Origin of the sequence: Pseudomonas aestuarii, assembly GCF_027988105.1 — a bacterium.
GTDB classification, from domain to species: Bacteria; Pseudomonadota; Gammaproteobacteria; order Pseudomonadales; family Pseudomonadaceae; genus Aquipseudomonas; species Aquipseudomonas aestuarii.
The window spans coordinates 317,860-344,013 of the sequence record NZ_JAQJZJ010000003.1 but is presented as its reverse complement, the minus strand read 5'-3'; the positions used below and the strand labels follow the sequence as shown (position 1 = coordinate 344,013).

Here is a 26,154-nt window from a genome sequence, read left to right as displayed (position 1 = left end):
ATGTCTGACACCTTGACGCACGGAATTCAGCGGCTATTGCGCGTTTTTGGCCTGCGCACCCTCAACAGCCAGTTCTTCTTTTCCTACAGCCTGATCTTCCTCTGCGCGGCGCTCACCGCCGGGGTGCTGTTTACCTCCGACCACGATGCCAGGCAACTGGACATGGCCGGCGCGCAACGCATGCTCAGCCAGAAAATGGCCAAGCAGAGCCTGCTGGTCGCGCAAGGGGCGCTGCCGCTGGCGAGTCTGGAGGCGACCCTGCAGCGCTTCGAAAACGCCCACCGACTGCTGGTTAACGGCGATTCGGCGCAAGGCGTCGCCGCGGTGGAACTGCCGGCCGCCCAGCAGCGGCTGCGCCAGGTCGATCAGGCCTGGGGCCGCTACCGCACGCTGGTGCTGGCCGTGGCCCAGGGCGACCGCGCTGCGCTGCAGACGCTTGCCAGCGACTCGGAAGCCCTGCTTGCCGCGAGCAACGACGTGGTGTTGCTGATGTCGGCCGAGGCCAACCGCAGTGCCAGCGTGCAACGCTGGGTGGCGCTCGGTTCGACCCTGGCCATCCTGTTGCTGGTGATACTCGGGCGGGTGGCCGGGATGAGTTGGTTGATGCGCCAGCTCGAAGAGCTGCGCGGCAGGCTCGAACGGGTCAGCCAGGGCGATTTTTCCCAGCCGTTGGCGGTGGCTTACCCCGACAATGAACTGGGCCGGATCGGCAGCGACTACAACCGGCTGCTGCACCAGGTCAGCGAGATGATTCGTGCGGTACGCCTGGCCGCCGATCAGGCCGATGGTCACTGCAGTCACATGGCTGCGGTGGCCGGCGAAAATGCACGCAGCGTGGTCGGCCAGCAGGCCGAGATCGACCAGGTGGCCACCGCCATGCACGAAATGCTCGCCACCGCCCAGGAGGTTGCGCGCAGCACCGTGGCGGCCGCGACGGCGGCCGATACCGCCGACAGCGAGACCGGTAATGGCCGTGAAGTCATGCGCAGTTCGGTGGCGGCGATTCGCCAACTGTCCGGGCATGTCGAGGGATTGTCCGAGCTGATGTTGCAGCTGGCCGCCGACAGTCAGGAAATCGGTCGGGTGCTGGAAGTGATCAGCGCGATTGCCGACCAGACCAACCTGCTCGCGCTGAATGCCGCCATCGAAGCCGCCAGGGCGGGGGAGCAGGGGCGGGGCTTTGCCGTGGTCGCCGACGAGGTACGCAGCCTGGCCGCACGGACGCAGAGTTCCGCCGGCGAGATCAGCGGCCTGATCGAACGCCTGCAGCAGCAAACCGGGCGCGCCGGCCGGGCCATGGACGAGTCACGGCGCGGCAGCGATGCCACCTTGCAGCAGATCGAAGCCGCCCAGGGCGCGCTGGAAAATATCGTCGCTGCGGTGCAGTCCATTCGCGGCATGACCAACCAGATCGCCACGGCGGCCGAGGAGCAGTGCCAGGTGGCCGACGACATGCACCGCTCGCTGACCCATATCGCTGGAGTCGCCGATCAGGCGGCCGTTTCCACCCGCGATACCGCATCGACCAGCCAGGCCATCACCCAGAGCATGGATGGGCTGCAAGCGCTGACCGGGCGTTTCCGTCTGCAGGATTGAGCTGCGGCTCGATGGGCAGCGTACGTCTGCCCATCACGCCAAGGCTGCGACCTTGCTGGGCGCGCGCGAGCAACTGCGGCGCCCCCTCTCAGGTCTAGTCGCGGGTCACTCGTAGTAGCTGGCCAGTCTGGGCGTATTGAGGATGCGAATGTTGCGCCGCTCCATGGCGATCAGCCCGGCATCGATCAGCCTATGGAGGATGCGCGAGAAGGTTTCCGGCTGGATTCCCAGTTGCGAGGCGATCAGGCGTTTCGGCACGCTGAGCTTGATCTGCCCATTGCCGGCGGCCTGTTCCTGACAGAGGAAACGCACCACCCGGCGGCTGGCATTGGCCACGGCCAGGGTGTCGATTTCGCTCAGGCGCTGGTCCAGGCGGGTACTGAAACTGGCCAGCAGTTGCAGGCAGATACTCGGTTGCTCTTCGAGCAGATGGCGATAGTGGGCGCCGTCGATGCTCACCAGGCTGCTGGGTTTCAGTGCACTGGCGGTCACCGGATAGTGGCGGGTATCGCTGAACAGCAGGGATTCGACAAAAATCTGCCCCGGCTGGATCACCTCGACCAGCTTTTCGTTACCTTCCGGCAGCACGCGGGTGAGGATGATCTGTCCTTCGAGCAGCAGGTAGAAACGCTCGGCCAGATCGCCCTGGTGGAAGAGGATGTCGAGGCTGTGCAGGCGTCGATGAATCGCCAGGTTGCCGACTTCCTGAAAAGCGCTGTCGGGTAGCCTGTCGAACAACTGGTGCTCGCGCAGCATGGCAAGGGTCGTAGAGTCGCTCAGCATGGGTCACCTCAGTAGGCACCATCTTAGAAGCGCCAGCCGAGACTGCCCATTCCTCCTCAGGACTACCTCTAAAGAGGCAGCCCGGCGTAGGCCCGAGTCAGGCCGTCCATCTGCTTGAGCAGCGTCTCGCAGGTGATGCTGATCAGCGTCGGTACATAGCGGGCGTCCTCGGACAGCTGAAAACCCTGTCGCGAAAATTGCCATTGGCCACTGGCCTTGGCCAGTTCTGCATCGATTGCCGCATTGTTTTCCGGTGCCGCGCGCAACTCTTCCAGGGCCTGGTCAAACTCGTCCACGGCCTGCTCGAACTGGGTCTGCAGCTCTTTGCGCGGCAGTTTCCAGCTGAGTGCCAGATACAGCTTGGCAATGCGCTGGCTGAGCATGCGCTGGCGCCCACTGCGGTTGACCAGGTGCGCAGTGCGACCACCGCTGGTTCGTTCGATCTGTGCCACCAAGGCCTCGCTTTCGGCGAGCAATTGGTCGCTGAGGCTCAGCACCCGCATCGCGGCGTCGCGTTCGGGGCGCTGCAGGATCAGGCTGCGGTACTCCTGCCAGCATAGGATCACACGCTGCAACTGCTGTTCGATGGCCGGACTGGAGGCATAGTCATCCAGGGCGAGGAGGTTGCTTTCGAAACGTGCCAGGCTCTCATCGAGCTGCTGATTGGCCTGTTCCGGCCGAACCTCGGCGCCGATCATCAGGTAATTCTTGGCGATGCGTTGGCTGAGCATGCGCTGCATGCCCGCCAGGTTGACTGCCTCGGCGACGCCGATGGCCGCCAACAACGAAGGGCTGAGGAGCACCAGGCCGAACAGCAGGCCGCACCAGTTTTTCTTGCGCATGGAATCTCTCCAGAGGGGCGCGCCTTGCCACAGGGAAGACGCGCCCGGGGGCGCCCGGTAAAAAACGACCGAGCCTATCGATCAATAGCTGAACTGTGCTTGCAGCCAGAGCTTGTCGGTGTCCACGGAGTACTCATCGGCATCGTAGCCGGCGTATTTGACCAGGCCGACCAGCCCCTGCACGCCGGGAATCGGGTGGGCGTAGGAGACATCGATTTCTTCGCCGTACTGGCTGCTGCCGCGTTCGGCGCGGAAGTCGTGGTACCAGGCCGCCAGGTTGCCGCCGAGCAGGGGGGTAGCAAAGCCGACGTAAGCGTCCTCGACCCCGTCGGCCGGGGTGGCGAGAAACAGGTCGGCCCAGCCCTGGAAGGCGTGCTTGGTCGCCAGTGGGGTCTGGAAGGCGCGGTTGCCCGGCCCCGAGTCGCCGCCGAGCACTTCATATCCGGCCTTCAGCGCCACGCCCTTGAGCGTGTAGCCCAGTTCGCCCAGGTAGTAGTCACTGTCCAGGTCCTGCGGGTTGTCGGCGTAATCCTTCTGCTGGGCGTATTCCAGGGCGTAGCTGACGCCGGCGATGGCGCCATTGAGGCGCAGGCCGCTGGTCTGGCTCGACTGGTTGCCGGCCAGCAGGTTGTCCAGGCCCAGGCGGTACTGGTAGGCGGTGACGGTCAGCTCGGGCATGGCCTGGTACTGGGCATTCAGCAGGTGGCTGTGGCCCTCGATATTGGCCGGGTTGCCGGCGTTGTCGAAGCGGTTATCACCGGGGCCGAAGATGCTGTTGATGTTGTCGATGTAGGCGTAGGTCAGGGTCAGGCCGTCCAGCGGCTTGAGCTGGCCGAGCGCACCGTCATAGGTCTGCTCGTTCTGCCGCCAGCCGACGCCGCCGACGAAGCGCTGGTTGTCCAGGTTGATGCGCTGGCGGCCGACGACTGCGTTGCCCAGGGCATGGTCATAGCGCAGCAGGGCCTGGTTGACCTCGCTGCCGTCCGGGTCGGCGACCACCGCGTAGTCGCCCTGGCCGTTGCGCGTGCTGTTGTAGCTGGCATCGCCGATCCGGCTGACGTTGTCCGCTTCGATCAGCGCCGACAAGCCGTACCACTTGCCGCTCTGGAAGCCGACGCGGGTGCGCAGGGTCTGGGCGTTGGCGTGCTTGAGGGCGTTGTCCTGGTCGACGTGCTCGTAGCGGTAGCGCAGGTCGAGGATCGGCTTGCCGTCGCTGAACAGCTTGCCGAGGTTCTCACTGGCGCTGGCGTTGCTGGCGAAGGCGAGCAGGGCAAGGGCGATTGGCGTCATGCAGGTTTTCATGGCGATGCCTCATCAGATGAATTCTGCGGGGCACGTTAGCGGCACGGCGGCCGAACATATTGATGGCCGTCAAGATGGCGAAAAAGTTGTCGCAGGGCTGCTCCCCGCCGTTGGCGCGCCCTACCTCTAAAGAGGTCGTCCTGATTCAGGAGGGGTAGAGGGCATGGAATATTGATCCACAACAATTTTGCTGCCATGCACCATGCCTATCCTCGCGCATGCCCCTGCCGCCGGTGGGGAGATCGGGAGCTTCGATGGACGTTGATCAGTTATTGGCCAATAACCGCTTCTGGGCCGAGTCACTCAAGGCCAGGGATCCGGAGTTCTTTGCCCGCCTGGCGCGCCAGCAGCGCCCGGAGTTTCTCTGGATCGGCTGCTCGGACAGCCGGGTGCCGGCCAATGAGGTGGTCGGCCTGATGCCGGGCGAGCTGTTCGTGCACCGCAACGTGGCCAATATGGTGGTGGCCACCGACATGAATTTCCTCTCGGTGCTGCAGTACGCGGTCGATGTGTTGCAGGTCAAACAGGTGATCGTTTGCGGTCACTATGGCTGTGGCGGGGTGCGCGCGGCCCTGGGACACGAGGCGCTGGGCCTGATCGACAACTGGCTGCGCGCGCTCAAGGCGCTCTATCACCAGAATCTGGAGCGTTTTCGCGGCTTGGAATCGGAGGCCCAGGTCAACCTGCTGTGTGAGCTCAACGTGCAGCGCCAGGTGCGCAATGTCTGCCATACCACCATCGTGCAGAACGCCTGGAAACGCGGCCAACCGCTGGCGGTGCACGGCTGGATCTACGGCCTTACCGATGGACTGGTCAACGATCTGGGGGTGACGGTCAGCGGGGCGGATCAGCTCGACGACAGCTTTCTCTACGATCAGTGAATGCAGGCGCACACGTCGAAAATTGCTTGATCCCACGCGCCTGAGTGGCAATACAGCTGGTGACACTGAGCGTCACGATTTCATGCAATAGCGCGATCCCGTAGCCCGGACTGCATCCGGGCTACCAGAGAGGGCGCATTGCCCTTATATGTGCGCCGCGTGATGGATTGAACGCTTGGCCCCCGCTGCGCGAACTACAGAATGGCCAGGGCGAAACGCCCAAGACAAGGCCGGATATACGCATGCAATCGCGCTGACGACAGGGTTGGAAAAGCTTTGCTCACTACTTGTGGGGAGAGTCCATATACCACTAGTTAGGTGCCATTGTGCTGATTGATGCGCTCTTGTGAGCGTTGAACAGCGCTTGCTGAAAAGTAACTAGGATGCCGAAGTATCACTGCTTCAAATGCATAATCTTCAAGTCCCATTTCGACAAGAGCAGTGTAGCCAACTGTTTCTTCTTTTCGATTAACTGCCCGTTCAACTGCTTCAAGTATTCCATGACGCTCAATCATGGGCCATGTACGAGAAGCACGGGTTTTCTTTCCGTTCTTTGCGCTTAGCACTTGCTCGTAGGCAAATACTGCTTCTAAACACTCGCGCTCGACGTCTGTTGTTACGCCGTGCTCAATAGCTCTAAGTTCCACTGCGCGCTTTCTAGCGGCTAGCGCAAGATCGGGACGGCCACGCTCTGTCGCATTTCTTTCAAAGACTGCGCAGTCTTTTGGAGTTTTTAGTTTCGCGATGAGGTCGGTCATGTGGCACCTAACGATTAAGCTAAGGGGCTTGCTTTAGCAAGTCCCAGCGAACGAAGTGAGCGATTTGAGCGCATTGTTAGGCGTCTGCTTCGCGTTGTTTTTGTGCTTTGCGCCAGTATTCAAGAAGCTCAGTATTGCCAGATGCTACTTCAATAAGCATTTGTAATGACAAGATAGAGCCGGGAACAATTCCTGCCTCATCAATTTCTTGCCCGTCATAATCTGGGTTGGTGGCAATTTCAAGGTTAACGACCCACCACAGTTCTATTTTACGTAGTAACTCTAGCAGCTCTTCGAATTGAGCTTCATGTTCCGACTCAATCTGGCCTGTGACTACTTCAAATAGTTGATGCGCTAGCAAATTTCTAGTTTTCTTGAGCTTTTCGTACTGATCCAGATCTTTACTGCCTATGGCTCCACTTTCTTGCAGCCATTCAAATGATGCATAAAGCGGGCTCTTATTTCGGGATAAAACTCTGCTCTGGTACTCAGGGCTAATGATTGGGCCGTTTTCGTCCCAACCATTGGCATAAAAATTACGCAGGTGATCAATTACCGAATTTTTGAGTATCTCAAATGCTGTGATGAACATTGTCGCCAGGAAAAGAGATGGCTTGACCGCATCAGGGTCAAGAAAGCGTTCCCAGCGTTCAGCGGTGGTTTCCATCAGATGCCTAACGATAAGCTAAGGGGCGGGCTTTAGCCCGTCCCAGCGAGCGAAGTGAGCGATTTGAGCGACTTGTTATGCATTTCTACGTAGTGCCCAGAATTCACGCATGCTTTTAATGTGATCTTTTGTTGCGATTTTAGATTGCTCACGACTTAGGCCGCGGTGTCTAAAATATTTGCCAGTAAAATCTAATAGAATTTTATCCCATATTTGTTCAAATCCCGTTTTAGGCACCTCAATGAGAACTCTTCCCTCTGATAGTTTTTGGCTCACTCTTTCTCCAGCACTTCCTGTTTGAAGATAAAGCCCGTTGCTCTGTATTATCCCATCAATCAGTGCGTGATTTTTTTCGACATCAAAGCCGATTGCGAATTCAGTGAGTACGGGGCGAGAACTTGTGATTATCAGTGACACTTTCTTTTTCTTCGGAAAACTTGTTGCCCACTGAACGACTACATCTCCAGGGGGCTGATTTCTGTGAGCCTCTACATACTCGCTTATGTCTTTTCTTTTACTGGCATCGACTATAACTGATGGAATTGGCCTGCCATCTGCCCAGCAGGAATCTATTACAACTCCGTCCTCTAAAATTTTGACAGCATCTATATTTGTGAATTTCCTAAGCATTCCGATACTCTTTTATTAAGTAGGAGGTCGCTTCGCTTGCATTTCCTTGAGTGTCCGTGACTCTAAGGGTGTATTTATCAATTCTTCCGAATTTTTTCATTGCCTTGCTGAGCGAAAATAAAAACCAACCTGCCTGCGCGGACTTTCCTTGAATTTCCATGGGAAGCTTAAATGGGCTGACGTGATGACCGACAATAGATTCGTACAGAGAGCTATCGTGCTGAATAATGGAGTTGCCTATGGTTTCGTCTTCCCGGATAAATGTGATGATTAGCTCGATTCTTTTAATTGTGTTAGCCAGAGTTGCTTGATTGGTAACTGATGTATTGAATGCAAAAATATATCCTTCGTTGGCGTCAAGGTAATTAACGCCTTCTATTAGATATATGTTTAGTCCTTCTTTCTTTGACTTGTATTCATCTTCTGCAATTAGCAGTGCTCTTTTTGCTATGCGCGTGCTTCTTATCGCAAACAATGCAGAGATTAGAGCGGCAATCGCCGAGCATGCAGATATGAGTGATTCAATGGTCAATGCTAGGGTCTCTCAATCTATTGCATAACGATTAAGCTAACAGGCGAGCAAAAGCGCAGCTTTTGCGAGTCCAGTGAGCGGAGCGAACGGTGTTGAGCGCATTGTTGTGCGCCGTACTTCAGAGTGAGAGCAAGGCTTTTTCTTTGTCATTTAACTCAATGTCAGCGATCTTTTTACTGATGGGAGCTCTATATGACTTTGGTAGCTCCGATATGGTGAGATATAGCTGTGCCAACTTTACTTCGATTGGCGACATTACTTGGACGAGCTCTGTGGCTCTTGAATTTCCACACTTTTTGACGCTGCGGAGCCACTGTGCCATTTCTTTTAAATTTGAGTTTGCGATTACTGCTTCACGGGTCGGAGGAGCGGTGAGTTGGTTCACTGTATGTGGCCATAGCCAATTAAGAAATGCGTAACCGTCTCCGCTATACCCGCCCGTATGAGCGGTTTTATAGGTTTTCATTAAATTAAGATGTGCGTCTATAAGAGAACTTTCGTTCTCTTTTTTACTTGAGATGTTGTGCCAAATTGCATACAGCACTCCATACACCGTTGCTAAAGCAACAAAGGTTCCTCCAGAAAAAGACCCTAGGTTGGCATAGTCGCTGGGGGTTACTGGCAGCCCGAATTTAAAGAGATAAACGCCAACAGTAAGCAAGGCTAAAGTTGCGAGAGTAATTATGTGTTTCAGCATGGAGCTTTGGACCTCTCTCTAGGTGCACAACGATTAAGCTAAGGGGCGGGCTTTAGCCCGTCCCAGCGAACGAAGTGAGCGATTTGAGCGCATTGTTATAAGTAAGGTACGCAAGGCTAAAGAAAAGTGAATGCATAGCAGGTGAATTTGTGTTCATAGGTTTCGGATTTTTTGCTTGGTATTACGTAATTAACTATGGCAAGGCATTCTGTTGTTACGAACTTGGTTATAGTTGAGCCTGCTTCAGGGTTTTCACTGTTGGCTGCGACGATGCTGTTTAGTTTTGATGTTTTAGACGATATTACGATAGTTTTTCCGGGTTCTATAACCGCTTCCTCATTGCGTAATGGTAGGATGCTCTCAACTACCAACTCGCCATCTAGGTAAGATTGAAGCTTAATGCTTTTCACTGCTGCCGATGAATTGCCGTCGTTCAATATGGCTAATGAAAATTTCTCTGTAGTACTGTTGAGTGTGGATGCGTTTAGTTTTGCGTAATTTCCTTTTGTTATTTTTATAAATGCTGGTTGAGCAATAGCTACCAGTGAGATGGCAGATGCTATAAGAGATGTCAGTATTGCAGCTCTTTCAAAGTGGCTAAATTTCAATTGGAGTATTTTTGCTTTAAGTTCTTTTAGGATTTTCAATGTGTTTGCCGGAAATGGTTGCTTATAACGATAAATAGACACCAATTGGTGTGATAACGCTTTTACGGGCGTGGTGGCTAACATTCCTTGTCCTTTCTGGCGGGCGCTCTAGCCTGGGCTTTGCAGCGGATGAGTGATCAAAAAAGGGAGTTATGCACCAAGGCCGGAAAGCCTCGGTTGCTCGGCCAGGTTCACCTGGATCGAGACTGAATTGAGGGTTGTTATATCGGTTTTTAGCGCAGCAGTCACCGCCAAAGTGGCAAAAGGGTGGCAGATCTTTGACCGCGCGTGCCCATGCTGGAAACCGCGTTGCGGTTTTCCGCTCTACGCTGAGTGCGTAGGTTTGGCTGCGGGCTTTGGGATCGGCTATGTGCCGGATCTGTGTTGCAGGATTGCATGGCTTGCACCGGCGGCAGGTGCGTGATTGTCAGAAGCGAGTAGAGGAGGGGGCAGGCCTCCACGTTGTAAAGAGAGCAGACAAGGCTGCTCCAACCACCTATGCAATCCCTACCGCAAATGTTCCATCGCCCAGACCGCCGCCTCGACCCGCGAGCGCAGGCCGAGTTTGTGCAGCAGGTTTTTCACATGGACCTTGACCGTGCCCTCGGTGATGCCGAGCTTGTGGCCGATGACCTTGTTGCTGTGGCCGGCGGCGATGGTCTTCAGCACCTGACGTTCGCGCTCGGTCAGGTCGGCTTGCGCGCTGGCTTGCGGCGTGCGCAGCGCCTGGGCGAGGATTCGGGTCAGGGTGGGGCTGACCACCAGGCTGCCTTGCAGGGCATCGCGAATCGACTGGATCAGCAACTCCGGCTCCATGTCCTTGAGCAGATAGCCATCGGCATCCAGGCGCATGGCATCGCGGATGTCGTCTTCGGAATCGGACACGGTGAAGATCAGCACCTTGCCGTGGTACTGCATCTCGCGCAGGCGACGCAGGGTTTCCAGGCCGTTCATCTGCGGCATGTTGTTGTCCAGCAGGATCAGCTCAGGCTGGAGCTGGCCGACCATTTCCAGGGCTTCCTGGCCATGCCCGGCCTCGCCGATGACCTCCAGGTCCGCTTCGAGTTCGAGCAGCTGGCGCATGCCGCGGCGCATCATCGGGTGGTCATCGACAAGCAGGATGCTGTGGCGGATCGGCGGGTTCATGCGGCGCTACCTTCTTCGTGACGCCCGAGGAACTCGGGGCGGAACTGCAAATGGATACGAGTGCCCTGGGGCGTGCGGGGTTCGATGTCGAGTTGGCCATGCAGGCTGCGCGCACGCTCCTGCATGATGGTCAGGCCGTGGTGCTGGCGCGGGTCAAAGCCGGGAACCAGGCCGCAGCCGTCGTCTTCGACCGATAGTTCGACCTGTTCGCCGACCTGGCGCAGGCGCAGCCAGGCGTGTTTCGCCTGGGCATGCCGGGCGCAGTTGGACAGCGCCTCGCGGGCAATCTGCAACACATGAATCTGCTCGCTGGCCGAGAGCTGAAAGGCCAGGCGGTCGATCTGCAGGTCGGCGCTGAAGTCGCCGCGCTTGGCAAACTCCTGCACCGTGTCCTTGAGCTCCTGGTCGAGGCCGCCGTCCTGGATCTGCAGGCGGAAGGTGGTCAACAGTTCGCGCAGTTGCCGGTAAGCGGTGTTCAAGCCGTCGCGCAGTTCGTCACTGACGGTTTCCAGGGTTTGTGCGCTCTCCCCGCGGCGGATCAGGGTCTGCAGGCGGCTGACTTGCAGCTTCATGTAGGACAGCGCCTGGGCCAGCGAGTCATGCAGCTCGCGGGCAATGGTGGTGCGCTCGTCGAGCAGCAGCAGGCGATGTTCCTGCTCGCGCTGGCGCTTGAGCGACAGCGCCGTGCCGACCTGGTTGGCCAGGGCCTGGATCAGTGCGGTTTCCCAGGCCTGCGGCTTGTGCCCGTCGCGGAAGTAGGCTTTCAGTTCGCCCAGGTCATTGCCCTGGTTGCTGATGATGAAGGTGGCCTGGTCGGGGTTGTTCTTGCGCTCGCAGGTGTCGCAATTGATGCGCGCGCAGACTTCGCGGGTCTCGCTGCCATGCAGGGCCAGCAGGTGCTCGGCGGGAGCCTGGAGGTTGTCTTCCAGGCACAGGGTCAGGCGCAGGCCCGGCAGGCGTTGCTGGAAGCGGCTGATCAGCTCGTCGAGGCGTTCGGCATTGGCCTGGCGGGTGGCCAGGCTGCGGCTGCTCTGGTAGAGCAGCTCGAGGGCGGCATTGGTCTGCGCCAGGGTCTGGGTCTTCTGCGCCACCCGGCTTTCCAGGGTGCGGTGCGATTCCTCGATGGTCTCGGCCATGGCATTGAAGCTCTCGGCCATCTGTCCCAGTTCGTCATCCGAGCGGAACTCGACCCGCGCGCCGTGATCGCCGTTGCGAAAGCGCTCGGCCGCCTTGACCAGTTCCTGCAAGGGGCTGATCACATTCAGCTGCAGTTCGTACATGCCCACCAGCAGGATGATCACGGTAATCAACAGGGCGGCGCCCTGAATGCTCTGTTGCCAGCCCTGGCGGCGTTCGCTCTGTTTCTGCAGGAGCATGACGAAATGCTCCAGCTGGGCGACGAAGCTCTCGGTGTGCTGCTGGAAAGCGACCTTGTCGCCACGATCCAGGGCCGGACGCAGTTGTTCCTGCCAGAGCGCATGGATATCACGGTAGGCGTTGTACAGCGGATCGTCCGGGCTGGCGCTGATGCGCTGTTGCAGGCTGCCGTCCAGGCGCTGCTGCAGGTCATCGCGCAGCCCGGCGATGCTCTCCGGGGGCGCGCCGGCTTCGAGTTGCCAGTTCAGTCGGTAGGTGGCCATGCGCAGGGAGCCGGCAGTATTGATCGCCGCCGCATCGTCCTCGCTGAACCAGGCGATCAGCCCGGCGCTGATGGAGCTGCCGAGCGCCAGCACGGCGATCAGGGTCACCGCCAAACCGGCTCTGACCGGCACTGAACTGCGCATCCATCTCAACATCGCACTGACTACCTCTAAAGAACTCGGCCTGCCTGCAGGCGTGCGGGCAAGCATTTCAACTTTATATAACTATATGATTTTAAAAGGATTTTATGTGAATTATCGGTCTACCCCTTAAGAGGTAGGCGCGCACAGGGTAGGCCCAGGCAGCTCAGAATTAATTGACTCAAGTCAATTGCGCCGCCCCCCGGCCTCTCTAGTGTGCCGCCCATGGTTCGGGAATTAGGGGGTTCGCTATGGCAACGTTAAGACGACAACAGGGCCTGGTTCTGGGTATGAGTACCCTGGCGTTCACTATCTGCTTCATGGTCTGGATGATGTTCGCCGTACTCGGCGTTCCGATCAAGGAGTTACTGCAGCTCAACGATACCCAGTTCGGCCTGCTGGCCGCCACGCCGGTGCTCACCGGGTCCTTGGTGCGCCTGCCACTGGGCATGCTCACCGACAGATTCGGCGGGCGCATCGTGTTCTTCCTGCTGATGCTGGTCTGTGTGCTGCCGATCTACATGATCAGCATGGCCACCGAGTACTGGCACTTCCTGGTGCTGGGCCTGTTCGTCGGTCTCGCCGGCGGCTCGTTCTCGGTCGGCATCGCCTATGTCGCCAAGTGGTTCGAGCGGCAGAACCAGGGCTTCGCCATGGGCATCTTCGGTGCCGGTAACGCCGGCGCCGCGCTGACCAAGTTCGTTGCGCCGGCGATCATCGCTGCGGCGAGCTGGCAGATGGTGCCCAAGGTCTACTCGGCGATCATGTTCATCACCGCGCTGCTGTTCTGGTTCTGCACCTACGAGAACAAGGGCCATAACGTAAAGAGCAACGTGTCCCTGGCCGATCAGCTGCGCGCCCTGCAAGACCCCAAGGTGATGCGCTACTGCCAGTACTACTCGATCGTCTTCGGCGGCTATGTGGCCCTGGCCTTGTGGATGACCAAGTACTACGTCGAGGAATACGGCTTCAACCTGCAAAGCGCCGCCTTGTTGGCTGCCTGTTTCTCCCTGCCGGGCGGCGTGCTGCGCGCCATGGGCGGCTGGATGTCGGACAAGTGGGGCGCGCAGAGCGTCACCTGGTGGGTGATGTGGGTGAGCTGGGTGTGCCTGTTCCTGCTGTCCTATCCGCAGACCGAGCTGATTGTGCAAACCGTCAACGGCCCGCAGAACTACAGCATCGGCCTCAATGCCTGGGCCTTCACCGCGCTGCTGTTCGTCGTCGGTATCGCCTTCGCCTTCGGCAAAGCCTCGGTGTTCAAGTACATCTCCGATGACTACCCGCACAACATGGGTGCCATCTCCGGCGTCGTCGGCCTGGCCGGCGGCCTCGGCGGCTTCATCCTGCCGATCCTGTTCGGCGCCCTGGTCGACCTGACCGGCGTGCGTTCCTCCTGTTTCATGCTGATGTACGGCGTGGTCTGGGTCTCCCTGATCTGGATGTACTTCAGCGAAGTTCGCAAAACTCCCGTTCTGGGTCTGGTCTCCGAAGAGGCCATGGCTCCTGCTTTCCTGCCGCTTGAAGGAGAATGAGCATGTCCGTAACCAAGAATCCCCCGATATCCGGACAGCCTGCCCAGGGCCCGGTGATTCACGACTGGCGCCCCGAAGATCCGCATTTCTGGGGCAGCGTCGGCAAGCAGATCGCCACCCGCAACCTGTGGATCTCGATCCCCGCGCTGCTCCTGGCCTTCTCCGTGTGGATGGTCTGGAGCGCGGTGACCGTGCGCCTGAACAGCATCGGCTTCAGCTTCAGCAATGACCAGTTGTTCTGGCTGGCGGCGCTGCCGGGCCTGTCCGGTGCGACCTTCCGCATCTTCTACTCGTTCATGGTGCCGATCTTCGGTGGCCGCAGGTGGACCGCCCTGAGCACCGCCTCGCTGTTGATCCCGGCGATCTGGATGGGCTACGCCGTGCAGGATCAGAGCACCACCTACAGCGTGTTCGTGATCATCGCGCTGCTGTGCGGTTTCGGCGGCGGCAACTTCGCCTCGAGCATGGCCAATATCAGCTTCTTCTATCCCAAGTCGCAGCAGGGCACCGCACTCGGCCTGAATGCCGGCCTGGGCAACCTCGGCGTCTCGGTGATGCAGTTCAGCGTGCCGCTGGTGATCGGTGCCGGCCTGTTCGGTGCGGTCGGTGGGCAAGCCCAGGAACTGGGCGACGGTAGCCAGTTGTGGCTGCAGAACGCCGGCTTCATCTGGGTGCCGTTCATTGCCGCGGTGGCCGTGGCGGCCTGGTTCGGCATGAACGACCTGTCCAGCGCCAAGGCGTCCTTCAAAGAGCAGTCGGTGATCTTCAGCCGCAAGCACAACTGGTTGATGTGCTGGCTGTACCTGGCCACCTTCGGCTCCTTCATCGGCTTCGCCGCCGGCTTCCCACTGCTGATCAAGACCCAGTTCCCTGGCGTCGACCCACTGCAGTTCGCCTTCCTCGGCCCGTTGGTCGGCGCCCTGGTGCGCCCGCTGGGTGGCTGGCTGGCTGACAAGCTGGGCGGTGCGCGGGTCACCCTGTGGAACTTCGTGCTGATGATCGCGGCGGTGTTCGGCGTGCTCGCCTTCATCCCGGTAGCCGGCACCGAGGGCAACTTCTACGGCTTCCTGGCCATGTTCATGTTGCTGTTCGTCACCACTGGCATCGGCAACGGTTCCACCTTCCGCATGATTCCGGTGATCTTCCGCACCCTGCATGAACGCAGCAGCGCCGGCCAATCGGATGCGCTCAAGGCGCTGGCGATCAAGAGTGCCGGCAAGGAAGCGGCCGCGGTGCTGGGCTTCAGTTCGGCGGTGGCGGCCTATGGCGCCTTCTTCATTCCCAAGTCCTTCGGCACCTCGATGGCGCTGACAGGCGGCCCGCAAATGGCCCTGTACGTGTTCATCGGCTTCTACATCAGCTGCATTGGGGTGACCTGGTGGTGGTACTCGCGCAAAGGCGCGGAAATCTCCTGCTAAGCGGTAACGAATCGAATCATTGCGTGCGCGGGACGCAGATCCCGCGGCAAGCCTGAGAGGAATTAAACAGATGAGTCATCTACTCGACCAATTGCGTTTCTTCAACCGTAAGCAGGGTGAATTTGCCGATGGTCATGGCGAAACCCGTATCGAGTCCCGCGATTGGGAGAACGTCTACCGTTCGCGCTGGCAGTACGACAAGATCGTGCGCTCCACCCACGGGGTGAACTGCACCGGTTCGTGCTCCTGGAAGATCTACGTGAAGAACGGCCTGATCACCTGGGAAACCCAGCAGACCGATTACCCGCGTACCCGCAACGACCTGCCCAACCACGAGCCGCGCGGCTGCCCGCGTGGCGCCAGCTACAGCTGGTACATCTACAGCGCCAACCGCCTGAAGTACCCCAAGGTGCGCAAGCCGCTGCTGAAACTCTGGCGCGAAGCGCGGGCCAGTCTGGGCCCGGTAGACGCCTGGGCGAGCATTGTCGAAGACCCGGTCAAGGCCGAGTCCTACAAGAGCAAGCGCGGCATGGGCGGTTTCATCCGCTCGAGCTGGAACGAAGTCAACGAGATCATCGCCGCGGCCAACGTCTACACCGTCAAGGAACACGGCCCGGACCGCGTGGTCGGCTTCTCGCCGATCCCGGCCATGTCGATGGTCAGCTACGCCGCCGGCAGCCGCTATCTGTCGCTGATCGGCGGGGTGTGCCTGAGCTTCTACGACTGGTACTGCGACCTGCCGCCGTCGTCGCCGCAGGTGTGGGGCGAGCAAACCGACGTGCCGGAATCGGCCGACTGGTACAACTCCAACTACATCATCGCCTGGGGCTCAAACGTGCCGCAGACGCGCACCCCGGACGCCCACTTCTTCACCGAGGTGCGCTACAAGGGCACCAAGACCGTGTCCATCACCCCGGACTACTCCGAGGTGGCCAAACTGACCGACCTCTGGCTGAACCCCAAGCAGGGCACCGATGCGGCCCTGGCCCAGGCGTTCAACCACGTTATCTTCAAGGAATTCCACCTCGACAAGCCGAGCGCCTACTTCACCGACTACGTGCGCCGCTACACCGACTTCCCGGTGCTGGTACTGCTCAAGGATCACGTCGGCGCCACGCCTGAGCTGAACGGCTACCAGCCGGACCGCTTCCTGCGCGCCGCCGACCTGGCCGACAACCTCGGCCAGGACAACAACCCCGAGTGGAAAACCATCGCTCTGGACAGCGAAACCAATCAGCTGGTCTCGCCGCAGGGTTCGATCGGCTACCGTTGGGGCGAGAAGGGCAAGTGGAACATCGAGGCCCGCGAAGGCAGCGACGGCCGTGAGGTCAAGCTGCAACTGAGCCTGATCGGCGAAGAGATCGCCGAAGTGGCCTTCCCGTACTTCGGCGGCCAGACCCACGAGCACTTCCAGCATGTCGCCGGTGAAGCCGTGCAACTGCGCCGCGTACCGGTACGCAGCATCACCCTGGCCGACGGCACTCAAGCCAAGGTCGCCACCGTGTTCGACCTGTCGGCGGCCAACCTGGCGATCGACCGCGGCCTGGGTGGCGGCAACGTCGCCAAGGATTACGACGACGCCAGCGTACCGGGCACCCCGGCTTGGCAGGAACTGATCACCGGCGTCAGCCGTGAGAAGGCGATCCAGATCGCCCGCGAGTTCGCCGACAACGCCGACAAGACCAAGGGCCGCTCGATGATCATCGTCGGTGCGGCGATGAACCACTGGTACCACATGGACATGAACTACCGTGGCCTCATCAACATGTTGATGATGTGCGGTTGCGTCGGCCAAACCGGTGGCGGCTGGGCCCACTACGTCGGCCAGGAAAAACTGCGTCCGCAGTGCGGCTGGCTGCCGCTGGCCTTCGGCCTGGACTGGAGCCGTCCGCCACGGCAGATGAACGGCACCAGCTTCTTCTATGCCCACAGTTCGCAGTGGCGCCACGAGAAGATGAGCATGCACGAAGTGCTCTCGCCGCTGGCCGACAAGTCGCAGTTCCCCGAGCACGCGCTGGACTACAACATCCGCGCCGAACGCGCCGGCTGGTTGCCGAGCGCGCCGCAGATGAACCGCAACCCGCTGCAGATCACCCGTGACGCCAAGGCGGCCGGCATGTCGCCGGTGGATTACGTACTCAAGTCGCTGCAGGACGACTCGCTGCGCTTTGCCTGCGAGCAGCCGGACAACCCGGCCAACTTCCCGCGCAACATGTTCATCTGGCGTTCCAATTTGCTGGGCAGCTCGGGCAAAGGCCACGAGTACATGCTCAAGTACCTGTTGGGCACCAAGAACGGCGTGATGAACGAAGACCTCGGCAAGCGCGGCGGCTTCAAGCCGAACGACGTCGAGTGGCAGGACGAAGGCGCGATCGGCAAGCTCGATCTGGTCACCACCCTGGACTTCCGCATGTCCAGCACCTGCGTCTACTCGGACATCGTGTTGCCGACGGCGACCTGGTACGAGAAGGACGACATGAACACCTCGGACATGCACCCCTTCATCCACCCGTTGTCCGCGGCCATCGATCCGGCCTGGGAATCGCGTTCCGACTGGGAAATCTACAAGGGTATCGCCAAGGCCTTCTCGGAGATGTCGGTCGGCCAACTCGGTGTCGAGCAGGATCTGGTCACCGTACCGATGATGCACGACAGCCCCGGCGAACTGGCCCAGCCGTTCGGCGGCATCGACTGGAAAACCGCCGGCGAAGCCCCGGTGCCGGGCAAGAACTGCCCGAACATGACCGTGGTCGAGCGCGACTACCCGAACGTCTACAAGAAGTTCAGCTCCCTCGGGCCGTTGCTCGACAAGTTGGGCAATGGCGGCAAGGGCATCAACTGGAACACCGAGCATGAGGTCGAGTTCCTCGGCGAACTCAACCACAAGGTGCGTGCCGAAGGCGTCAGCCAGGGCCGGCCACAGATCGAGTCGGCCATCGATGCCTGCGAGGTGATCCTCACCCTGGCCCCGGAAACCAACGGCCACGTGGCACTCAAGGCCTGGGCGGCGTTGTCCGAGTTCACCGGCCTGGATCACAGCCACCTGGCGATCAGCAAGGCGCACGAGGCGATTCGCTTCCGCGACATCCAGGCGCAGCCGCGCAAGATCATCTCCAGCCCGACCTGGTCAGGCCTGGAAGACGAGAAGGTCAGCTACAACGCCGGCTACACCAACGTCCACGAGTTCATCCCATGGCGCACCATCACCGGCCGCCAGCAGTTCTACCAGGATCACCCGTGGATGCAGGCGTTTGGCGAGCAAATGATGAGCTACCGGCCGCCGATCAACACCCGCACCATCGACTACGTCAAAGGCAAGCGGCCCAACGGCAATACCGAGATCGTCCTCAACTGGATCACCCCGCACCAGAAGTGGGGCATCCACAGCACCTACAGCGACAACCTGATCATGCTCACCCTGAGCCGTGGCGGGCCGATCATCTGGCTCTCGGAAACCGACGCCAAGCGCGCCGGTATCGAGGACAACGACTGGGTCGAGTGCTTCAACGCCAACGGCGCGCTGACCGCCCGGGCGGTGGTCAGCCAGCGGGTCAAGGACGGCATGGTGATGATGTACCACGCCCAGGAACGCATCGTGAACGTGCCGGGTTCGGAAACCACCAAGACCCGCGGCGGCCACCACAACTCGGTGACCCGCGTGGTGCTCAAGCCCACCCACATGATCGGTGGCTACGCCCAGCAGGCCTACGGTTTCAACTATTACGGCACGGTCGGTTGCAACCGCGACGAGTTCGTCGTGGTGCGCAAGATGGACAAGGTCGACTGGCTTGACGGCACAGACGACGAAGCCCTGCCACAAGCCCTGCCACAAGACATCTGAGGATTGATGCCATGAAGATTCGCTCACAAGTTGGCATGGTGTTGAACCTGGACAAGTGCATCGGTTGCCACACCTGTTCGATCACCTGCAAGAACGTCTGGACCAGCCGCGAAGGCATGGAATACGCCTGGTTCAACAACGTCGAGACCAAGCCTGGGATCGGCTACCCCAAGGAGTGGGAAAACCAGGACAAATGGCGCGGCGGCTGGATCCGTAACAAGGACGGCTCGATCAACCCGAAGATCGGCGGCAAGTTCCGCGTGCTGGCGAACATCTTCGCCAACCCGGACCTGCCGACCATCGACGACTACTACGAGCCGTTCGATTTCGACTACCAGCACCTGCACACCGCGCCCCTGGGCGAGCACCAGCCGACCGCCCGACCGCGCTCGGTGATCACCGGCAAGCGCATGCAGAAGATCGAGTGGGGCCCGAACTGGGAAGAGATTCTCGGCACCGAGTTCGCCAAGCGACGCAAGGACAAGAACTTCGACCAGATCCAGGCCGACATCTATGGCGAGTATGAAAATACTTTCATGATGTACCTGCCGCGTCTGTGCGAGCACTGCCTCAACCCGACCTGCGCGGCCTCCTGCCCGAGCGGGGCGATCTACAAGCGCGAAGAAGACGGCATCGTCCTCATCGACCAGGAAAAGTGCCGCGGCTGGCGCATGTGCATCAGCGGCTGCCCGTACAAGAAGATCTACTTCAACTGGAAGAGCGGCAAATCCGAGAAGTGCATCTTCTGCTACCCGCGCATCGAGGCCGGCATGCCGACCGTCTGCTCGGAAACCTGCGTGGGCCGCATCCGCTACCTCGGCGTGCTGCTGTACGACGCCGACCGCATCCACGAAGTGGCCAGCACACCGAACGAGCAGGACCTGTACAAGAAGCAACTGGAGATTTTCCTCGACCCGAATGACCCGAAAGTCATCGCCCAGGCCCTGGCCGACGGCGTACCGATGTCGGTGATCGACGCCGCGCAGAAATCCCCGGTGTACAAACTGGCGGTGGACTGGAAGCTGGCCCTGCCACTGCACCCGGAATACCGCACCCTGCCGATGGTCTGGTACGTGCCGCCGCTGTCGCCGATCCAGAACGCCGCGACCGCCGGCACAGTAGGCATGAACGGGGTGATCCCGGATGTCGACAGCCTGCGCATCCCGCTGCGTTACCTGGCCAACCTGCTCACCGCCGGCGACGTCATTCCGGTCAAGCTGGCGCTCAAGCGGCTGCTGGCCATGCGGGCCTACAAGCGTTCCGAGCAAGTCGACGGCGTGCAGGACCTGCAGGTGCTGGCCGATGTCGGCCTGACCGTGGCGCAAGTCGAAGACATGTACCGCTACCTGGCCATCGCCAACTACGAAGACCGCTTCGTCATCCCCAGTGCGCACCGCGAGGAGGCGACCAGCGATGCCTTCGCCGAGCGTTCCGGTTGTGGCTTCAGCTTCGGCAGCGGTTGCAGTGGCTCCTCCGACACCAACATGTTCGGGGCGAAGAAGGCCAACAAGCGCGACATCCTCAAAACCGTCCAGTTGTGGGAGGACTGAGCATGCAAATTCTCAAGGTGATTTCACTGCTGCTGGATTACCCGACCGAGCAGTTGCTGGAGGGCCGGGCCGAGTTGGCCCTGGCCATCGAAGCCACTCGCGAGATCAGCCCGGCGCAACGCGGCGCGCTGCACGAGCTGCTGGCACTGATCTGCGACCACGACCTGATGGATGGCCAGGAGCACTACGGCGCGCTGTTCGGCCGGGGTCGCTCGCTGTCGCTGCTGCTGTTCGAACACGTGCATGGCGAATCGCGTGACCGTGGTCAGGCCATGGTCGACATGATGGCGCAGTACGAGGAAGCCGGTTTCGCCATCGGCATCAAGGAACTGCCGGATTACATCCCGCTGTACCTGGAGTTTCTCTCCACCCGCGAAGACCTGGAGGCCCGCGAGGGCCTGGCCGATGTCGCGCATCTGCTGGCGTTGTTGGCCACCCGTCTGGACGAGCGTGAAAGCGCTTATGCCAGCTGCTTCCGCGCGTTGCTGCAGATTGCCGGGGTCGAGCCGCAGGAGGCCATGGCCGAGGTGCGCGAGCAGGTCGCCGCCGAGGTCCGCGACGACTCGCTCGAAGCCCTCGACAAGATCTGGGAGGAGGAGGCCGTGGACTTTCTCCAGGCCGAGCAACAAGACCGCTGCCCGAGCCAGACCACTTTGCCGGGCAAGGCCCGTGAAGAGTCGGCGGTGCCGTTGCACTGGGTGGATTTCAATCAGGATGGGTTGGCCACCGAGCTGACCCAGGAGGTGCGCAATGTCTAACATCAATCTGCTGGCGTTCGGGGTGTACCCCTATATCGCCCTGGCCATCTGCATCATTGGCAGCTGGGCGCGTTTCGACCTGTCGCAATACAGCTGGAAGGCAGGTTCGAGCCAGATATTCGCCCGCTCGGCGGCTGAGCAACGCTATATGCGCATCGCCAGCAACCTGTTCCACGTCGGCGTGCTGTTCGTCCTGGCCGGTCACTTCGTCGGCCTGTTGATGCCCGCAGCGCTCTACCACACGGTCATCAGCACCGAGAACAAGCAACTGCTGGCCATGCTTTCCGGCGGCTTCTTCGGCATCCTCTGCCTGATCGGCCTGGTCATGCTGCTCAAGCGTCGCCTCGGCGATCAGCGGGTGCGGGCCAGTTCCAGCACCTCGGACATGCTGGTGCTGGTGGTGCTGCTGGTGCAACTGGTCCTGGGCCTGCTGACCATCCTCGCCTCGACCAGCCACATGGACGGCTCGGTAATGGTCATGCTGGCCAACTGGGCGCAATACACCGTGACCCTGCAACCGATGGCAGCCGCTGCGGCCATCGCGCCGGTGGGCCTGGTCTACAAGCTGCACGTATTCCTCGGCCTGACCCTGTTCGTGCTGTTCCCCTTCACCCGTCTGGTGCACATCATCAGTGCGCCGGTGTGGTACCTGGGACGCCGCTACCAGATCGTCCGGCAGAAGGCCGTGCACCCGGTCGCGCAACGGCCGCAGGGACGTCCGCTGGCCCAGCCTGCCCACGAGATACCGGTGCAAGCGCCGAAGCCTGGTTATGCCTTTGGCGCCGTCAAGGCCAAGGAACTCTAGCGCCTGGGGTGGGCCGGACGGTGATTCGTTCTGGCCCACCACACAGCAAATTTTCTAAGTGCTAACGAGGAATTTCTCATGGGATGCGGATGTGGTGGTGGCAATGCAGGGCAGGGCGGGTGCGGCGGACAAAAGCCGCCCGTCGATCTGATGATCGATACCCCCGGCGTACAAGAGGTAACCCCCCCGGCGCGGCCCTCGGCCGATGAGCCTGAGGCCCTCGCCGAGCAGGTCGAGCCAGCCCCCACGCTGATCGCCAGCAGTGAGCAGGAATGGCCACGGATTACGGTCAACGGCGTGACCATCGCGCCCGACGCCATGGCCCAGGAGCTGCAATATCACCCGGCGGACAGTCGCGAGGAGGCGGTGTTTCTGGCCGCCCAGGCGCTGGTGATTCGTCAGCTGCTGCAGCAGCGCATCGTCGAGCTGGGCTTGCTGGTGCAGGCCGAAGCGGGCGAAAGCGCGGAGGAGGCCGCCACCCGCCAGCTGATCGAGCGCGAAGTGGCGCTGCCAGAGTGCGACGAGCAAAGCTGCCAGCATTATTACCAGAGCAACCGGGCGCGCTACGTCACCGCGCCCTTGCTGGCGGCGCGGCATATCCTCCTCGAGTGTGCCCCGGACGATGCCGAGGCGCGCAGCCTGGTCCGCGAGAAAGCCGAGCAACTGCTCGAGCTGTTGCGCGTCGATGGCGGGCGCTTCGCCGAATTGGCCCAGGCCCACTCGGCCTGTCCCTCCAAGGCCCAGGCCGGCGCGTTGGGCCAACTGAGCAAAGGCCAGACCGTGCCCGAGTTCGAGCGGCAACTGTTCAAGCTGCCTGCCGGGCTGGCCGGCCAACCGCTGGAAAGTCGCTACGGCTGGCATGTGGTCAGCGTCGACCAGCGCATCGAAGGCAAGCAATTGCCCTACGAGGTGGTCGCCGACTCCATCCGCACGCTGCTGCAACAAGGCGTATGGCAGAAGGGCGTGGCGCAGTACCTGCAAACCCTGATTGGCGCGGCGGATATCGTCGGCATCCAGTTGCAGGGTGCCGATTCACCGCTGCTGCAGTAATGCAATCCGGGATGCCGATACGAGTCCCAGGATTGCATCCGGCCAAGACGGCATCCTTCCTGTGGGAGGGGCTTTAGCCGCGATGATTGAAGATTGTTCCCACGTCGAGGCGTCGAATCGTCCGCGTGGGAATGCAACTGCTGACGCTCCGCGTCAGGTGGCGCTGCCCAGCTATCGGAGGAACGATGACTACCCAACTGGCAGATGGCTTTGGCCGGCAGATCGATTACCTGCGCATGTCGGTTACCGACCGCTGTGATTTTCGCTGCGTCTATTGCATGGCCGAAGACATGACCTTCCTGCCACGCCAGCAGGTGCTCGGGATTGAGGAGCTGTATCGCCTGGCGGCGCTGTTCGTCGGCCTGGGGGTGAAGAAGATCCGCCTGACCGGCGGCGAACCGCTGGTACGCAACGGCATCGTCGAGCTGTGCCAGCGCATCGCCGCCTTGCCCGGCCTGCGCGAACTGGTGATGACCAGCAACGGCTCGCAACTGGTCAAACTGGCCAGGCCGCTGGCCGATGCCGGGGTCAAGCGCCTGAACATCAGCCTCGACAGCCTGGATGCCGGCAAATTTCGTGGCATCACCCGTACCGGCAGCCTGCGCCAGGTGCTGGACGGCATCGAGGCGGCGCGCGATGCCGGTTTCGAGCGGATCAAGCTCAACGCGGTGGTCATGAAGGGGCGCAACTTCGACGAAGTGCTCGACCTGGTCGACTACGCCATCGCCAAACAGCTGGATATCAGCTTCATCGAGGAAATGCCCCTGGGCGACGTCGGCCGTTCACGCGGCGAGTCGTACTGTTCCAGCGAAGAAGTGCGCAACCTGATCGGCAGCCGCTACAGCCTGGTCGACAGCGCCGAACACAGCGGCGGGCCGGCGCGCTATATCCGCCTGCAGGGGCATGCGGCTACCCGCATCGGCTTCATTTCACCGAATTCGCACAACTTCTGCAGCACCTGCAACCGCGTGCGCCTGACCGTCGAAGGCCGTTTGCTGTTGTGCCTGGGCCATGAAAACTCCATTGACCTGCGTGCCCTGGTGCGCCGCTACCCGCTGGACGATCAACCGATCATCGACGCGGTGCAGCAGGCCCTGCAAGGCAAACCCTGGCGCCACGAATTCAGCGCCGATGGCGAAGTCAAAGTGCTGCGCTTTATGAATGCCAGCGGTGGTTAACGCTTTACCCTCCCTCTTGGCCGCACTGAGCGGCCTTTTTTTCTGGCGCTTTGCCAATCATGGCTGGCACGGGACTGCTGCCATTGCCCGCCGCGCTCTGTGCCGCCACGAGTCACGCGGCAAACTGGGCGCCGGACTCACAGCACTGGGCGCATGTGGGAGGGGCTTTCGCCTCGACGTTTTTGCTAATAGCCAGGCTCTGCGGGACCAGTAGCGGGGTGCACTCCAGTAATCGAATTGCAGCGTGCGCTAGCGTACAGAGCAGGCCAGACTTGGCGGGTATAGTCGCCAGGTCTGTTTAATCTGGGTGATCGTGATGTCGTTTGGAATATATATCGTCGGCTACCTCATATTCATCGTCGGCCTGGCATTTGGCGCTCATCTGCTCGATGTACCGGGGCAGTGGATCGGCGTCGGTGTGCTCTGCCTGTCCGGGATTGCCGTCGTCCATGGCGTGACCGCCACTCGGCAAAAAGACGCCGCATCCTGACTGCCTAGAACTTGCTGGGGGCGCCAAGCCGCTGCCCAGCGGTTGACCGCCGAATCGAACTCCACAGCCCGAGCCGCCGCTAATTTCATCGAATCAGCGCTGCATTGCCCCCTCGACGGCAACTCCAAGCGCCGCGTCTGCACGGCTGCGAGTCCAGGCCGATCTGCACCTCCAATTCACCCGGCTCGGTCGGCTGTTGCAACTGCGCGTTGCAGCACTTCAGCTCACCTGGGTGTGCTCGCCGGCCTCGATGGCGGAGACGCGATGTCGCCTGCCAATTCCAACTCGATGCCAGGGCCAGGCTGATCGGCCCATGGTGCAGCCTGGACAACGGCTTGGCTGCGGCCGGCCGGTATCGGTTACAACCAACGGCGAACCGTGGATTTATAGCGGGCAAAATCAGCGCCGAACAGTGCCTCAAGCGCACGTTCTTCCGGGGTGATCTGCCAGCGGTTCATATAGAAGATGAACCCCAGCACCCCAAGCAGAGCCCAGGGCGCCGCGAGAAACACCGCCCAGGCAGCGAGAAACAGGGCAAAGCCGAGGTACATCGGGTTGCGCGAGACTCGATAGATTCCCGAACTCACCAGCGCCGAAGCCGTTTGCGGTTGCAACGGATTGACCGTGGTCTTGGCCCGGCGGAAAGACACCACGCCAGCCAGACAAAACAAAGCACCAAGCACCAGCACGCCCGCCGTGCAGGCCAGGCGCAGCGAATCGCTCAGCTCAAGCCCCGGCAGCACAGAGCCAAGCGCCCACATAAACAGTGCGAAAAGCGTCGCGACCAGCGGCGGTGGAATCTTGTTTTCAAGCGCTTGCATGGATTGTCCTCACGATGGCGTTCAGTCTGCAGGGCAGGGCGCTCCGAGCATGGCAGCCCCGGTTTAAGCGCCAAGGTGCCACTCTAAACTGAGCGGCCCGTAAATACCTGGCTTGACCGCACGGGTCGCGCAAGTCCACTGGCGTAATACGCCGTAATCGCTGAACAGGCAGCGCGTCGTCCAGCCTACCTGTGCCCACGTGGGCGTCGGCTGGAACACCGCCAAACCTTGCCCACCACGGCTTATCCAGGCGACCTGGCCGGGCGAGGGGGAGGGCTATTGGCCAGGCGCACCCGTGGGCAAGCAGACAGTAGCCCAGCGGTGATGCTTGCTTGTGACGGACCAGGCGGTTGCCCAGGCGACGACCGTTCAGGCGCTTGCGGCGGCTGAGCCGCAGACGCGATGGTCAAGCCCCTTCCAGGCTGCTGCAATGGCCTGTCAGGGTGTTC

At 60.6% G+C, this 26,154-nt stretch carries 22 protein-coding genes and 2 pseudogenes; 12 read left to right on the top strand and 12 right to left on the bottom strand.

Annotated elements, in window-relative coordinates; genetic code table 11:
* Positions 1-729, top strand: a pseudogene (locus PH586_RS23690) (type IV pili methyl-accepting chemotaxis transducer N-terminal domain-containing protein); the annotation flags it as partial.
* Between the two features lie 18 nt (positions 730-747).
* A complete protein-coding gene (locus PH586_RS23685; protein WP_408636816.1) occupies positions 748-1,596 on the top strand; it encodes a methyl-accepting chemotaxis protein in 849 nt (282 codons plus the stop codon).
* 105 nt (positions 1,597-1,701) lie between these two features.
* On the opposite strand, the gene PH586_RS08565 is transcribed toward PH586_RS23685, so the two are convergent.
* The 3 genes from PH586_RS08565 to PH586_RS08555 form a co-directional block, all read right to left on the bottom strand.
* The gene (locus PH586_RS08565; RefSeq protein ID WP_271347338.1) at positions 1,702-2,379 is read right to left on the bottom strand and encodes a Crp/Fnr family transcriptional regulator; all 678 of its coding nucleotides are present in this window, start codon (positions 2,377-2,379) and stop codon (positions 1,702-1,704) included.
* 68 nt (positions 2,380-2,447) lie between these two features.
* A complete protein-coding gene (locus PH586_RS08560) occupies positions 2,448-3,221 on the bottom strand; it encodes a type IV pili methyl-accepting chemotaxis transducer N-terminal domain-containing protein (RefSeq protein ID WP_271347337.1) in 774 nt (257 codons plus the stop codon).
* 81 nt (positions 3,222-3,302) lie between these two features.
* Positions 3,303-4,523, bottom strand: coding sequence for an alginate export family protein (locus tag PH586_RS08555; protein WP_271347336.1), 1,221 nt, complete (start codon positions 4,521-4,523; stop codon positions 3,303-3,305).
* 254 nt (positions 4,524-4,777) lie between these two features.
* Here PH586_RS08555 and can point away from each other — a divergent pair, with 254 nt between their 5' ends.
* Positions 4,778-5,404: a carbonate dehydratase gene (can, locus tag PH586_RS08550; RefSeq protein WP_271347335.1), complete on the top strand. Its 627-nt coding sequence runs from the start codon at positions 4,778-4,780 to the stop codon at positions 5,402-5,404.
* Positions 5,405-5,718: 314 nt separating this feature from the next.
* Here the strand turns inward: can and PH586_RS08545 are convergent, their stop codons facing one another.
* The 8 genes from PH586_RS08545 to PH586_RS08510 form a co-directional block, all read right to left on the bottom strand.
* On the bottom strand, positions 5,719-6,162 hold the full coding sequence (locus PH586_RS08545; protein ID WP_271347334.1) for a hypothetical protein: 444 nt from the start codon (positions 6,160-6,162) through the stop codon (positions 5,719-5,721).
* A gap of 76 nt (positions 6,163-6,238) precedes the next feature.
* Positions 6,239-6,829, bottom strand: a complete 591-nt coding sequence (locus PH586_RS08540; RefSeq protein ID WP_271347333.1) for a hypothetical protein — start codon at positions 6,827-6,829, stop codon at positions 6,239-6,241.
* A 75-nt stretch (positions 6,830-6,904) separates the two neighbouring features.
* The gene (locus PH586_RS08535; RefSeq protein WP_271347332.1) at positions 6,905-7,459 is read right to left on the bottom strand and encodes a hypothetical protein; all 555 of its coding nucleotides are present in this window, start codon (positions 7,457-7,459) and stop codon (positions 6,905-6,907) included.
* Positions 7,452-7,991, bottom strand: coding sequence for a hypothetical protein (locus PH586_RS08530; protein ID WP_271347331.1), 540 nt, complete (start codon positions 7,989-7,991; stop codon positions 7,452-7,454). The genes PH586_RS08535 and PH586_RS08530 overlap by 8 nt, the downstream gene beginning before the upstream one ends.
* Positions 7,992-8,109: 118 nt before the next feature.
* Complete coding sequence (locus PH586_RS08525) at positions 8,110-8,688, bottom strand: hypothetical protein (protein ID WP_271347330.1); 579 nt, start codon at positions 8,686-8,688, stop codon at positions 8,110-8,112.
* A gap of 116 nt (positions 8,689-8,804) precedes the next feature.
* Entirely contained in the window at positions 8,805-9,419 is a 615-nt protein-coding gene (locus PH586_RS08520) for a hypothetical protein (RefSeq protein WP_271347329.1), read from the bottom strand.
* Positions 9,420-9,842: 423 nt separating this feature from the next.
* A complete protein-coding gene (gene narL, locus PH586_RS08515) occupies positions 9,843-10,481 on the bottom strand; it encodes a two-component system response regulator NarL (RefSeq protein ID WP_271347328.1) in 639 nt (212 codons plus the stop codon).
* Positions 10,478-12,277, bottom strand: coding sequence for a HAMP domain-containing protein (locus PH586_RS08510; protein WP_271347327.1), 1,800 nt, complete (start codon positions 12,275-12,277; stop codon positions 10,478-10,480). Before PH586_RS08510 ends, narL begins: the two co-directional genes overlap by 4 nt.
* A gap of 236 nt (positions 12,278-12,513) precedes the next feature.
* Between PH586_RS08510 and PH586_RS08505 the strand changes: the two are divergent.
* The 9 genes and pseudogenes from PH586_RS08505 to PH586_RS08465 form a co-directional block, all read left to right on the top strand.
* Positions 12,514-13,816 (top strand): annotated as a pseudogene (locus tag PH586_RS08505) (MFS transporter); the annotation flags it as partial.
* Positions 13,797-15,212, top strand: a complete 1,416-nt coding sequence (locus PH586_RS08500) for a NarK family nitrate/nitrite MFS transporter (protein WP_271347325.1) — start codon at positions 13,797-13,799, stop codon at positions 15,210-15,212. The pseudogene PH586_RS08505 and the gene PH586_RS08500, both read left to right, overlap by 20 nt.
* A 70-nt stretch (positions 15,213-15,282) precedes the next feature.
* On the top strand, positions 15,283-19,053 hold the full coding sequence (locus PH586_RS08495) for a nitrate reductase subunit alpha (protein ID WP_271347324.1): 3,771 nt from the start codon (positions 15,283-15,285) through the stop codon (positions 19,051-19,053).
* Between the two features lie 11 nt (positions 19,054-19,064).
* Entirely contained in the window at positions 19,065-20,603 is a 1,539-nt protein-coding gene (gene narH, locus PH586_RS08490; RefSeq protein ID WP_271347323.1) for a nitrate reductase subunit beta, read from the top strand.
* A gap of 2 nt (positions 20,604-20,605) precedes the next feature.
* Entirely contained in the window at positions 20,606-21,361 is a 756-nt protein-coding gene (narJ, locus tag PH586_RS08485) for a nitrate reductase molybdenum cofactor assembly chaperone (protein WP_271347322.1), read from the top strand.
* The gene (gene narI / locus PH586_RS08480) at positions 21,354-22,166 is read left to right on the top strand and encodes a respiratory nitrate reductase subunit gamma (RefSeq protein WP_271347321.1); all 813 of its coding nucleotides are present in this window, start codon (positions 21,354-21,356) and stop codon (positions 22,164-22,166) included. The genes narJ and narI overlap by 8 nt, the downstream gene beginning before the upstream one ends.
* Positions 22,167-22,244: 78 nt before the next feature.
* Positions 22,245-23,216, top strand: a complete 972-nt coding sequence (locus PH586_RS08475; protein WP_271347320.1) for a peptidylprolyl isomerase — start codon at positions 22,245-22,247, stop codon at positions 23,214-23,216.
* A 185-nt stretch (positions 23,217-23,401) separates the two neighbouring features.
* Positions 23,402-24,394, top strand: coding sequence for a GTP 3',8-cyclase MoaA (gene moaA, locus PH586_RS08470; RefSeq protein ID WP_271347319.1), 993 nt, complete (start codon positions 23,402-23,404; stop codon positions 24,392-24,394).
* A gap of 316 nt (positions 24,395-24,710) precedes the next feature.
* On the top strand, positions 24,711-24,884 hold the full coding sequence (locus PH586_RS08465) for a hypothetical protein (RefSeq protein WP_271347318.1): 174 nt from the start codon (positions 24,711-24,713) through the stop codon (positions 24,882-24,884).
* Positions 24,885-25,243: 359 nt separating this feature from the next.
* On the opposite strand, the gene PH586_RS08460 is transcribed toward PH586_RS08465, so the two are convergent.
* Positions 25,244-25,705: a methyltransferase family protein gene (locus PH586_RS08460; protein ID WP_271347317.1), complete on the bottom strand. Its 462-nt coding sequence runs from the start codon at positions 25,703-25,705 to the stop codon at positions 25,244-25,246.
* Positions 25,706-26,154: the final 449 nt, after the last annotated feature.